At 70.4% G+C, this 12,563-nt stretch carries 9 protein-coding genes; 5 read left to right on the forward strand and 4 right to left on the reverse strand.

The genetic code is table 11. From position 1 onward, the window contains the following. Positions 1-79: 79 nt before the first annotated feature. Positions 80-1,384, reverse strand: coding sequence for a M50 family metallopeptidase (locus tag RM704_RS12400; RefSeq protein WP_033526995.1), 1,305 nt, complete (start codon positions 1,382-1,384; stop codon positions 80-82). Then, entirely contained in the window at positions 1,381-2,655 is a 1,275-nt protein-coding gene (dxr, locus tag RM704_RS12405) for a 1-deoxy-D-xylulose-5-phosphate reductoisomerase (protein ID WP_033526994.1), read from the reverse strand. Before dxr ends, RM704_RS12400 begins: the two co-directional genes overlap by 4 nt. 191 nt (positions 2,656-2,846) lie before the next feature. Between dxr and RM704_RS12410 the strand changes: the two genes are divergently transcribed. Further along, a complete protein-coding gene (locus RM704_RS12410) occupies positions 2,847-3,302 on the forward strand; it encodes a lamin tail domain-containing protein (RefSeq protein WP_033526993.1) in 456 nt (151 codons plus the stop codon). A 58-nt stretch (positions 3,303-3,360) separates the two neighbouring features. Here the strand turns inward: RM704_RS12410 and RM704_RS12415 are convergent, their stop codons facing one another. Next, positions 3,361-5,301 carry an acyl-CoA dehydrogenase family protein gene (locus RM704_RS12415; protein ID WP_033526992.1) on the reverse strand — a complete coding sequence of 647 codons (1,941 nt, stop codon included), beginning with the start codon at positions 5,299-5,301 and terminating at the stop codon, positions 3,361-3,363. Between the two features lie 186 nt (positions 5,302-5,487). Then, positions 5,488-6,297 carry a GH12 family glycosyl hydrolase domain-containing protein gene (locus RM704_RS12420; protein WP_033526991.1) on the reverse strand — a complete coding sequence of 270 codons (810 nt, stop codon included), beginning with the start codon at positions 6,295-6,297 and terminating at the stop codon, positions 5,488-5,490. A gap of 309 nt (positions 6,298-6,606) precedes the next feature. On the opposite strand from RM704_RS12420, the gene RM704_RS12425 reads away from it, so the two are divergent. The 4 genes from RM704_RS12425 (at position 6,607) to RM704_RS12440 (ending at position 12,499) form a co-directional block, all read left to right on the forward strand. Continuing rightward, complete coding sequence (locus RM704_RS12425; protein WP_033526990.1) at positions 6,607-7,620, forward strand: LacI family DNA-binding transcriptional regulator; 1,014 nt, start codon at positions 6,607-6,609, stop codon at positions 7,618-7,620. 154 nt (positions 7,621-7,774) lie between these two features. After that, positions 7,775-9,826 carry a glycoside hydrolase family 31 protein gene (locus RM704_RS12430; RefSeq protein ID WP_033526989.1) on the forward strand — a complete coding sequence of 684 codons (2,052 nt, stop codon included), beginning with the start codon at positions 7,775-7,777 and terminating at the stop codon, positions 9,824-9,826. Between the two features lie 230 nt (positions 9,827-10,056). Beyond that, positions 10,057-11,229: an AI-2E family transporter gene (locus tag RM704_RS12435; RefSeq protein ID WP_438828913.1), complete on the forward strand. Its 1,173-nt coding sequence runs from the start codon at positions 10,057-10,059 to the stop codon at positions 11,227-11,229. Between the two features lie 64 nt (positions 11,230-11,293). Further along, complete coding sequence (locus tag RM704_RS12440; RefSeq protein WP_033526988.1) at positions 11,294-12,499, forward strand: sulfotransferase family protein; 1,206 nt, start codon at positions 11,294-11,296, stop codon at positions 12,497-12,499. Positions 12,500-12,563 lie beyond the last annotated feature (64 nt).

A 12,563-nucleotide genomic window follows, 5' to 3' on the forward strand; every position in this document is an offset into this window, starting at 1 on the left:
CCGGCTCCCGGGCACATCACCGTCCCGACGGCCGGGCTCCACCGCGTGAGTGTGCCCGGCCGTCGTGAACGTCGGGTGTCTACGAGATGCGCACCGGGTTCACGAGGTCCGCGATCAGCACCAGGAGGGTGAAGCAGACGAAGATCCCGGCCACGACGTAGGCGACGGGCATCAGCTTCGCCACGTCGAACGGGCCGGGGTCGGGCCGGCGGAGCACCTTCGCCGCGTTCCGGCGCAGCGACTCCCACAGGGCGCCCGCGATGTGGCCGCCGTCGAGCGGCAGGAGCGGGAGCATGTTGAACAGGAAGAGGGAGAGGTTGAAGCCGGCCAGCAGGATGAGGAAGCTGGCGAGCTGCTGGGTGGCGGGGATGTCCATGGTGAAGATCTCGCCGCCGACGCGGGCCGCGCCGACCACGCCCATGGGAGAGTCCGCCTCGCGTTCGCCGTCGCCGAAGGTGGCGTCCCACAGGGCGGGGACCTTGGCGGGCAGGGAGAGCAGGGACTCGACGCCGTTCTCCATCATGTCGCCCATGCGGTCGACCGACTCCCCGAAGGAGAGCGGGACGATGCCGGAGGCGGGCGTGAAGCCGAACCAGCCGGCGGAGACGTACTTGTCCGCGACGTAGCCGCCGTTGCCGTCGGTCTTGCTGACCTGGTTCCTCACCAGGGTGGCGGTCAGGTCGAGCTCCTTGCCGTCGCGGTCGACGGTGACGGTGACCTGCTCGCCGGGGTTGGAGCGGATGTCGGACTGCAGGGCGGCCCAGTCGTCGACGGGCTCGCCGTTGAAGGCGACGATCTTGTCGCCGGGCTTCAGGCCCGCGACCTTGGCGGGGGCCTCCTCGTCGCCGGACCGGCACTTGGAGCGGTTCTCGCTGGCCTCGATGACGCAGTCCGAGACCTTGCTGACGGTGGTGGTCTGGGTCTGGGCGCCGAAGGTCATCATCACGCCGACGAAGATCACGACGGCCAGGACGAGGTTCATGAACGGGCCGGCGAACATCACGATGACGCGCTTCCAGGGCTTGCGCGTGTAGAACAGGCGCTTCTCGTCGCCGGGCTGGAGCTCCTCGAAGGAGGCCGCGCGGGCGTCCTCGATCATCACCCGCCACGGGGAGGTCGAGCGGCTCTCGAGCCGGCCGTCCTCGCCGGGCGGGATCATGCCGATCATGCGGATGTAGCCGCCGAGGGGGATCGCCTTGACGCCGTACTCGGTCTCGCCCTTCTTCTTCGACCAGAGGGTGGGACCGAAGCCCACCATGAACTGGGGCACGCGGACGCCGAAGAGCTTGGCGGTCGAGAAGTGGCCCAGCTCGTGCCACGCGATCGAGAACGCCAGGCCGATCACGAAGACCACTATGCCGAGGATGAACATCAGGGTCGTCATGCACGGGCCTCCGCGGTCGTCCGCTCGGTGGGTTTGCCTGTCGAGGTGGTCAGTTCACGGGCTCTGGCGCGCGCCCAGGTCTCCGCTTCGAGGACGTCCGCCACGGTCAGGGAAGTTCCCGCCCCGGGCGTGCCATGCTCCTCGACGACCCGCGTGACGGTCTCCATGATCGCGTCGAACCGGAGACCGCCGTGCAGGAACGCGTCGACGCACTCCTCGTTCGCCGCATTGAACACCGCCGGGGCGGTGCCCGCGAGCTCTCCCACGTGCCGGGCGAGCCCGACCGAGGGGAACGCTTCGGTGTCGAGGGGGAAGAACTCCCAGGTGGACGCCTTGGTCCAGTCGAAGGCGGGCGCCGCGTCGGGGACGCGCTGCGGCCAGCCGAGGCCGATGGCGATGGGCCCGCGCATGTCGGGGGGCGTCGCCTGGGCCATCGTCGATCCGTCCGTGAACTCAACCATCGAGTGGACATACGACTGGGGGTGCACGACGACCTCAATGCGGTCGAAGGGAATGTCGTAGAGGAGGTGCGCCTCGATGACCTCCAGGCCCTTGTTGACGAGGGTCGCGGAGTTCACGGTGATGACCGGGCCCATGGCCCAGGTGGGGTGCGCGAGCGCGTCGGCGGGCGTCACATCGGCCAGCTCCGCCTTCGTACGGCCGCGGAAGGGACCCCCGGAGGCGGTGACGACGAGCTTGCGCACATCGGCGCGGGTGCCGGAGGCGAGGGCCTGGAAGAGGGCGGCGTGCTCGGAGTCGACCGGGATGATCTGGCCCGGCTTCGCCACCGCCTTCACCAGCGGGCCGCCGACGATGAGCGACTCCTTGTTGGCGAGCGCGAGGGTACGGCCCGCCTCCAGGGCGGCGAGGGTCGGGGCGAGGCCGATGGAGCCGGTGATGCCGTTGAGCACGGTGTGGCAGTCGGAGGCGGCGACGTGGGTGGCGGCGTCCGGGCCGGCGAGGATCTCGGGCAGCGGCTCCCCGGCGCCGTACGCCGTGGCCAGGGCCTCGCGCAGCGCAGGTACGACGTCCTCGCGGGCGACGGCGACGGTCCGCACCCGCAGGCGGTGCGCCTGCTCGGCCAGCAGCTCCACCCTCCCTCCGGCGGCGGAGAGCCCGGTGACGCGGAAGCGGTCCGGGTTGCGCAGGACGAGGTCGATGGCCTGGGTGCCGATCGAGCCGGTCGATCCGAGGATCACTACGTCCCGTACGCCGTCGACAGGGTCGTAGACGAGATGCGGATCGGCGAGAGGGGCTGGACTGTCGCTCATCCCCCCATTGTGGCCGCATCCGGTGTCCGCCAGGACCGCGCGTCCCCCTGATGACCCGCTTCGTGCCGTCTGTGGTTGACGGGGCCGTTTCTCCGTTTGTGAAGCACGCGTGAAGACGGGGTGATTGAATTCTGGCCTGTTGATCCGATTGTCGGATCAATCGACCGTGAACGAGGACCCTGGGGGGATCCATGCACAAGCGCGTACGCGCTGCCCTGCCCGCGCTCGCCGGAGCGGTGGCGCTGACCGGCACGCTGCTGAGCGGTCCGGCGGAGGCGGCCGGGGGTGTGGTCATCTACCGCGTGTACTTCGACAGCCCGGGCAAGGACACGCGGACGAACGCGCAGTACAACGGCGAGTGGGTGCAGATCAAGAACACGAGCTCGTCGGCGATCTCGCTGAAGGGCTGGGTGCTGAAGGACCTCGACAACCACAAGTACACGTTCCCGAACGTCAAGATCGGGGCGAAGAAGTACATCAAGGTCCGTACGGGGTCGGGCACCGACACCACCGCGACGAAGTACCAGAACCGCAAGGCCTACGTCTGGAACAACACCAGCGACACCGCGAAGCTGTCGAAGGCGAACGGTTCGAAGGTGGATTCCTGTTCGTGGACCACGCGGGACGCCGGCGACAAGTACTGCTAGGCGGTCGCGCAGTTCCCCGCGCCCCTGGAGCGGGGCGCGGGGAAGCTCGGGCGACGAGTCAGCGGATGCGGCGGTGGACGTTCTCCTTCTCGCTCTCGCCCGGTGTCGCGTCCGCGATCCACGGGCCCTCGCCCGAGGGGTCGATCACGCCCTGCTCCAGCCATGCGTAGGCGCCGCCGAGGACGCCCTTGACCACCTTGTGGTCGATGTCGTCGGTGTTGGTCCACAGGCGGCCGAAGAGTTCCTCGACGCGGATGCGGGACTGGCGGCAGAAGGTGTCGGCCAGTTGGTAGGCCTCGCGGCCGTGGTCGGTCGTGGTGCGCAGCAGTTCGGCGCGGACGACGGCCGCGCTCATCGCGAAGAGTTCGGCGCCGATGTCGACGATCCGGCCCAGGAAGCCCTGCTTGGTCTCCATCCGGCCCTGCCAGCGCGACATGGCGTAGAAGGTGGAGCGGGCCAGCTTGCGGGCGCCCCGCTCGACGTAGCGCAGGTGGGTGGCCAGGTCGGGGTGGCCCGCCGGGTGGAACTCACCGTAGGTGCGCGGCAGTTGGCCCGGTCCGGCGACCAGTTTGGGCAGCCACTTGGCGTAGAAGACGCCCGCGTTGGCGCCCGCCTTCGCCTTGTCGGAGAGGGACTTCTCCGGGTCGATGAGGTCACCGGCCACGGTGAGGTGGGCGTCCACGGCCTCACGGGCGATCAGCAGGTGCATGATCTCCGTGGAGCCCTCGAAGATCCGGTTGATGCGCAGGTCGCGCAGGATCTGCTCGGCGGGGACGGCCCGTTCGCCGCGGGCCCGGAGGGAGTCGGCGGTCTCGAAGCCCCGGCCGCCGCGGATCTGGACCAGCTCGTCGGCGATCTTCCAGCCCATCTCGGAGGCGAAGAGCTTCGCGAGGGCGCCCTCGATGCGGATGTCGTTGCGGTCCTCGTCGGCCATCTGGGACGAGAGGTCCAGCACCGCTTCCAGGGCGAAGGTGGTCGCCGCGATGAAGGAGATCTTGTGACCGACCGCCTCGTGATGCGCGACCGGCTTGCCCCACTGCTCACGGGCCGTCGACCACTCGCGGGCGATCTTGAGGCACCACTTGCCGGCGGCCACGCAGGACGCGGGCAGGGAGAGACGGCCCGTGTTGAGGGTGGTCAGCGCGATCTTCAGGCCCGCGCCCTCGGGGCCGATGCGGTTCGCGGCGGGGACCCGGACCTGGTGGAAGCGGGTGACGCCGTTCTCGATGCCGCGCAGGCCCATGAAGGCGTTGCGGTTCTCGACGGTGACTCCGGGCGAGTCGGTCTCCACGACGAAGGCGGTGATGCCGCCCTTGTGCCCCTCGGACTTGGGCACGCGTGCCATGACGACCAGGAGGTCGGCGACCACGCCGTTCGTCGTCCACAGCTTCACGCCGTCGAGGATGTAGTCGTCGCCGTCGGGGACCGCCGAGGTGGCCAGCCGGGCGGGGTCGGAGCCGACGTCGGGTTCGGTGAGGAGGAAGGCGCTGATGTCGGTGCGGGCGCAGCGCGGGAGGAACTTCTCCTTCTGCTCGGGGGTGCCGAAGAGTTTCAGCGGCTGCGGTACGCCGATCGACTGATGCGCCGAGAGCAGCACGCCGATGGCCGGGCTGGCCGAGCCGGCCAGGGCCAGGGCCTTGTTGTAGTACACCTGGGTGAGGCCGAGACCGCCGTACTTGGGGTCGATCTTCATGCCGAGGGCGCCGAGTTCCTTGAGGCCGTTGATCACCTCGTCGGGGATCCGGGCCTCGCGCTCGATCAGCGCCCCGTCGACCTTCGTCCCGCAGAAGGCGCGGAGCTTGGTCAGGAACTGCTCGCCGCGCCGAACGGCCTCGTCGGTGGGGAGCGGGTGGGGGTGGATGAGGTCGAGGCGGAACCGGCCCAGGAACAGTTCCTTGGCGAAGCTGGGCTTGCGCCAGGCCTGCTCACGGGCGGCCTCCGCCACCTGGCGGGCCTCACGTTCGGTGACGACGGGCTTCTTGAGGGGTGGGGCGGACATGAGGCTCACCTCGCCGCGAATCGGGATCTTGTACCGGATGGGTACCTGATTGGTTACCGATGGGTGCTACTCGATCGTTGGTACCCGATCCGGAGCGACCCCGCCACCCCTCGCGTGCGCGATCGGCCCCCTTCCGCCCCCTTCCGCGCCCCCTCCGCCCCCTTCGGCGGCCGAGCGCCGGGCCGCTCAGCCGATGTTCACCGAGTACGCCTTCGTGTCGAGGCGACCCGTGCCTTTGAAGACCTCGGTGCCCGCCTCGATGCCGGACACGTACTTGTCGTCGCTCAGCAGCTTGCGGCGGACCAGGGCCTGGGTGAAGTCGTCCAGGTTCAGGGTCGCCTTGGTGGTGTTGGCGCGGCGGACGAAGGAGAACACCTTCCAGCCGATGTCGCCGGTGTAGATGTCCCACATGGCCCCGCCGAGGCTGACGCTCCCGTACTTGGTGCCGAGCGGGCCCGCTCCGCCCTGGCGGTTGAGCCAGATCATGACCTCGTCGGTGGGCTGGTCCTGCCAGTCGGCGGTGCTCTTGGAGTGCAGCCACAGGTCGTAGGCGACGTTCATGGTGCCGGGGTTCGAGCTGACCGAGAACTCCCAGGCGGTCCGCACCGGCTTGCGGTCACCGACCCGGACGGGCAGTTGGGTGGCCGTCCTGTCGACCTTCCAGCCCCAGTGCCAGCCGAGCACGCTGCTCGCGTACGACTTCACGTCGTGGTCCTTGCCCGTGGCGCTGTTGGCCAGGCTGTAGCTGGTGCCCCACGAGATGGTCGAGCCCGATCGGGAGTTGTCCCAGACGCACTGGGTGCCGGTGGCCTTCTCGCGGTTCCAGACGTTGTTGTTCACGTAGTACTTGCCGAGCGTGATCGTGTCGAAGTCCGTGCACTTCTTGGCCTCCTCCCCCGCCATCGCCACGGTCACGGAGGCCCCGACGGCGAGTGCGGTGACGACGGCCGCGCCGATCTTGGCGGTACGGGTCAGGCGGGGGCGACGGTGCTGCATGCGGTTCCTTCCGGGGGCGGTGCGTACGGGTCCTGGTCGCCGCAGCCCCCTCCCGAAGTTGCCGTCGGTTCTAAACTGAACGTGACAGGGGCGCCCGGAAGGGCGCGGGAAAGCGCGCGAGAAGCCCCCACGGACCCGCAGCCGCCACCACACACCCTCACCACCCGCTTGCGCGCCGGGCGAATTATCGAAGCGCTTCGACAACCTATGGACACCCACCCACCACCGAGCTACTGTCGAGCCATCCTCACTCGCCCTTGTTCAGAGACAGCGCGCTGTCGAAGCGCTTAAACACGCTTGGAGAGCTGGATGGTCACCCTCGCCGAGGTCGCCCAGCACGCCGGAGTCTCGGCGAGCACGGTGAGCTATGTCCTCAGCGGCAAGCGGTCCATCTCCGTCGGCACCCGGCAGCGGGTCGAGCGGAGCATCCAGGAGCTCGGCTACCACCCGAACGCGGGGGCCCGCGCCCTGGCGAGCAACAAGTCGAACATCGTCGCCCTGATGGTCCCGCTGCGTACCGACATGTACGTCCCGGTGATGATGGAGATCGCCATCGCGGTGGCCACCACCGCCCGTACGTACGGCTACGACGTGCTGCTGCTCACCGGTGAGGAGGGCCCGGACGCGGTGCGCCGGGTCACGGGCAGTGGACTCGCCGACGCGATGATCCTGATGGACGTGGAGCTCGACGACGAGCGGCTGCCGCTGCTGCGCGGCACCGACCAGCCGTCGGTGCTCATCGGACTACCGGCCGACACCAGCGGCCTGACCTGTGTCGACCTCGACTTCGGCGCGACGGGCGCGTTGTGCGTGGAGCATCTGGCGATGCTCGGCCACCGCGACATCGCGGTCATCGGCGAGGCACCCGCGGTGTACGAACGGCACACCGGTTTCGCCGAGCGCACCCTCGACGGACTGCGGTCCCGCGCGCGGGAGTTGGGTTTGCGCGTGCTGCACCGCCCCTGTGAGGGCGGCTACGACGCGATGTCCGCGACCCTGGCCCGGATCTTCGACGAACGGCCCGGCACCACCGGGTTTGTCGTGCAGAACGAGTCCGCGGTGGAACCGCTCCTCGCGCTGCTGCGGCAGCAGGGACGCGCGGTGCCGGAGGACGTCTCGGTGATCGCGGTCTGCCCGGACCAGGTCGCCGTACAGGCCTCGGTGCGACTGACGTCCGTGGCGATCCCCGCCCAGGAGATGGGCCGCCGCGCCGTGGAGCAGCTGATCGCCAAGCTGGAGGGCCGGGACACCGACGAAGTGGTGCTTCTCGCCCCCGAGTTGACGGTCCGCGCGAGCACCGGACCGCTGTCCCACACCGGCTGAGCCGACGCCGTACGCGAGCCGAGCTCGCACGCAAGCCATCGCCCACCGACCGCGCCGTACGAAAAGCCGCCGTACGGCCTCCCCCTCCGCTGCCCCTTCGTTCCCGCCGCTCTCCTCCCGCCCTCCTTCACCCCTCCCTTCCAGGAGACCTCTCGTGAATCAGCCTGCCGAGAACCAGACCCCGACGGGTGCGGTCAGCCTCGCCCAGTCCTCCCCCACCGTCGGCACGTTCCGTGAGCGGGACGGTGCCCTGGAGTGGAGCGGACGTCAGGAGACCCTGCGGATCGAGCCCTGGGGCCCGGACGCCGTACGGGTCCGCGCCCGCCTCGGCGGTCCGGTGCTCGACGGGCTGCCGGGTGCCCTGCTCGACGAGGCCGAGTACACCGAGAGCAGCGTCAAGATCGAGGAGGGGCTGGGGAGGCTGATCGTCGGCGCGCTCACCGTCGAGGTGAACGCGGAGGGCCTGATCCGCTACAGCCGCACGGCCGACGGAAGCGAGCTGCTGTCGGAGGCCCGCGCCCACTTCTGGTGGCCCGGCCCGCGCCTCTACACGGCCGTCGGCAACGGCCACCACCGTCTGGAGCAACGCTTCGCCGCGTACGACGACGAGAAGCTGTACGGCCTCGGGCAGCATCAGCACGGGCGGCTCGACCAGAAGGGGCTGGTGCTGGACCTGGTGCAGCGCAACGCGGAGGTCGGCATCCCGGTGCTGACCTCCAGCCGTGGCTACACCCTGCTGTGGAACAACCCGGCGATCGGCCGCGTCGAGCTGGCCGGCAACGGCACCCGCTGGGTCGCGGACTCGGCCCGGCAGATCGACTACTGGATCACCGCGGGCGATCCGGCCGACGCGCAGCGCCGCTACAGCGCGGCGACGGGCCGTACGCCGATGCTGCCGGAGTGGGCGGCCGGGTTCTGGCAGTGCAAGCTGCGCTACCGCACCCAGGACGAACTCCTCGCCGTGGCACGGGAGTACAAGCGGCGGGGCCTGCCCATCGACGTCATCGTGTGCGACTTCTTCCACTGGACGCATCTGGGCGAGTGGAAGTTCGACCTGAACGAGTGGCCCGATCCGGCGGCCATGGTCCGGGAGCTGGACGAGCTGGGCATCAAGCTGGTGGTGTCCGTGTGGCCGTCGGTGTCGCCGCTGAGCGAGAACCACCCTGTGATGGAGCAGCGCGGGTACTTCATCGGCACCCAGTACGGCCCGATGGCGCACGCCGACTGGCCGGACAAGGGGGTCGCCTCGACGGTCCAGGTGGCCTTCTACGACGCGACGAACCCGGAGGCCCGGGAGTTCGTCTGGTCGCGGGTGAGGGAGAACTACCTGGAGCCGTACGGCATCAAGGCGTTCTGGCTGGACGCCTGCGAGCCGGAGCTCAAGCCGGGCTTCCAGGAGAACCTGCGCTACTGGGCGGGGCCCGGTCTGGAGGTCGGCAACGTCTACCCGGCCGAGAGCGCGCGCACCTTCTACGAGGGGCTGCGGGCGGCCGGTGAGGAGGAGATCGTCTCCCTCAACCGTTCGGCGTGGGCGGGCAGTCAGCGGTGGGGGGCCGCGCTGTGGTCCGGTGACATCGGCACCGACTTCCCGACCCTGCGGCGGCAGATCGCGGCGGGGCTCAACACGGCGCTGTCCGGCATCCCGTGGTGGAACACGGACATCGGCGGCTTCCACGGCGGCGACCCCGACGATCCGGCGTACCGCGAGGTGATGGTCCGCTGGTTCCAGTTCGGGGCGTTCTCCCCGCTGATGCGGCTGCACGGGTTCCGTGAGCCCGGGATGCCGCTCGGGCCGGCCATGACCGGCGGGCCCAACGAGGTCTGGTCGTACGGGGAGGAGGCCGGGGCGATCCTGGAGGCCTATCTGCGGCTGCGGGAGCGGTTGAAGCCGTATGTGCTGCGGGTGATGCGGGAGGCCCATGAGGAGGGGCTGCCGGTGATGCGGCCGCTGTTCCTGGAGTTCCCCGACGACGAGCGGGCCTGGTCCGTGGACGACGCGTACCTGTTCGGGCGGGATGTGCTGGTGGCGCCGGTGCTGGAGGCGGGGGCGCGGAGCTGGACGGTCTACCTTCCGGCGGGAGCGCGGTGGGCCGACGCGTGGAGCGGGGAGTCGTACGAGGGGGGCGCGTCCGTGACCGTGGATGCCCCGCTCGACCGCATTCCGCTGTTCCTGCGGGACGGGGCTTCCCTGCCGATCGCCGAGTAGTCGCCCATGGTCCGGGGAGACCACCTCCCGGAGACAGCGCCTCGGCGACCCGGTCTACGCTGTTCCGCCACGGCCATCCCATGATCCTCAGGGGGTGTGCGCGACCTCTGAGTGAGTGGAGATGACAGGGGATGAACAGCCGTACGGGAGACTCTCGCGCAGTACGCGGGGGACGGCCTGGTCGCGGGGGAGGGCCCGCGCGCAGACCGGTTCATCGGACGCGGACGACGATACGTACCACCGGCGGACACGGCGGACACGGGGGCTACGGGGAGGCGCCGAGGGCGGTGGCGGCGCCGTCGGCCGAGCCGATCGCTCCCCGTGGTTTCCTGCCGGGGCCCGCGCGGCACGTCGCCGTGTGGAGCGCGCTCACGCTGCTGGTGACGGGTGTCGTCTACGTGGGCGTGTGGATCTGTGTGACGTTCCAGACGGCGGTCACGCCGGTGCTGATCGCGTTGCTCGGTACGGCGCTGCTCGGCCCGCTGTACCGGCGGCTGGTGGCGATGCGGTTCAACAGGTCCCTGGCGGCCGGGCTGACCTGCGCGGCCGTGATCGTGGTGATGGGCGGGGCCGCGTACATCGTGGTGGCCGCGCTGATCGACACCGGTGACCAGATCATCTCGTCGCTCAGGGACGCGGCGAAGTCGCTCAGCGAGGAGTTCGGGCTGGCGGGGACGTCGTTGGACGACCTCGCGAAGAACGCCAGGCAGCTGCTGTCGAAGTTCGGCGGTACCGCGGCCTCCGGGGTGCTCACCGGGGTCAGCGCGGTCAGTGGGTTCGTGGCCAGCGCGGTGCTGGCGATGCTGTTGATGTTCTTCTTCCTGCGGGACTCCGACAAGGCGGTCGCCTCCCTGCACTCGCTCGCGCCGCGTGGCACCGGTGACACCCTGGAGGTGATGGCCCGGCGCGCGTTCCGGGCCATAGAGGGCTATATGCGCGGGACGACGCTCATCGCCTTCATCGACGGGGCGCTGATCGCCGTCGGCCTGCTGATCCTGCAGGTGCCGGGAGCCGTGGGGCTCGGCGCGCTGGTGTTCGTCGGCGCGTACATCCCGTATCTCGGCGCCTTCCTCTCCGGCGCGGTGGCCATCCTCGTCGCGTTCGCGGACCGCGGCCTGGTGACGGCGCTGTGGGCGGTGGGGGTCGTCTTCGCGGTGCAGCTGATCGAAGGGAACGTGCTGCAGCCGATGATCCACAGCCGGACCGTGCAGATGCACCCGGCGGCCATCCTGCTGGCCCTGACGGCGGGCGCCTCCATCGCCGGCATCCTCGGCATGCTCCTGGCGGTGCCGCTCACGGCGGCGGTCTCCGGTGTGCTGTCGGAGCTGCGGACGCGGTACGGCGACGGGGCGGGCGCGACCGCACCCCCAGGGACGCCGGAAGTGGCCGGGGCGACAGGATGATCAGTGGCGGTCCGCCCACCCCGGCGGACCGCCCGCTCCTGACCCGCCGTGAAGGGAAACCTCGATGTCCTCCACCCCCGTCCCGCTGAAGCTGGCCAACCTGTTACTCGGGCCCACGCTCGCCTCCCGTCGCGATCCGGACCGTGTGTTCGACCGGATCGTCGCCAGGGCCGGCCGGGTCGGCGGCGACCGGGGGTGGGACGGGGACGAGGAACTCGTCGAGAGCTTCCGGTTCCTGCTGCGGGAGTGGGCGAAGGACGAGGATCTCGCCCCGGTCGGCTGGCAGTCCGCGCAGGCGCACGTCCGCAGGCATCTCACCAACCGGGCCCGCGTCCGGCGCCTGATCGCCGAGAACCCCGCCATCGAGGAGGAGCCCGTCGACAGGCCCGTGTTCGTGGTGGGTCTGCCGCGCACCGCGACCACGCTCACCCACGGGGTGCTCTCCCTCTCGGACGACCACCGCTGCCCCCTGCTGTGGGAGCTGCTGGCGCCCGACCTCGAACCGTCGCCCCGGGAGCGGCGCAAGCGGATCACCGCGGCCCGGCGGGTGCTCGACGGCAGCCATCTGCTGAACCCGCGTTTCCGCGACATCCACCCCATGACCGCCGAGGGCCCGGAGGAGTGCACGTTCCTCCTGCCGCACGCCCCGGTACCGCTGTCCCAGGCCCGCATACCCGCGTACCACGCCTGGCACTTCGAGCGTGACTTCGTGCCCGACTACCGCCGTCTCAAGCAGGCGTTCCAGGTCCTGCAGTACGGCCGCCCGCGCCGCCGCTGGATCCTCAAGTCCCCCTTCCACACGGCGAATCTCGACGCGCTGACGAAGGTGTTCCCCGACGCCACGCTGGTGTGGACCCACCGCGATCCGGCAGCCGCGGTCGCGTCCTTCTGCAGCCTGGTCGAGGTCGGCATGGTCATCTCCCAGCGCGAGGTCGACCTGCGTCGGCTCGGCGCCACCTGGCTGGACCTGCTGAGCCGGTCGGTACGGCGAGGCCTCGCGGCCCGTGCCGACCTGCCCCGCGAGGCCGTGGTGGACGTGCCGTACTCCTCGCTCGGCACCGACCCGGCCGCGGGCGCCCCGAAGCTGTACGAGGCGATCGGCGCCCGCTGGACCGAGGCCGACGCCGCCCGGCTGCCGGAGGCGGCGACCCGCTCCAAGGGCAGCCGGCCGCACCGCTACGACCTGGCCCGCTACGGGCTGACCCCGGCCGACGTCGAGTCCGCGTTCGCCGACTACAACGCGCTGCGGGCCGAGGTCGACCGGGCCTGAGGACCCGGAACGCGCCGGACCTCGGCCACCGGGCGGGGGCGCTCCCCCACCGGCGGCCGAGGTC

Source organism: Streptomyces gottesmaniae, assembly GCF_031845845.1.
Classification (GTDB): domain Bacteria; phylum Actinomycetota; class Actinomycetes; order Streptomycetales; family Streptomycetaceae; genus Streptomyces; species Streptomyces akebiae.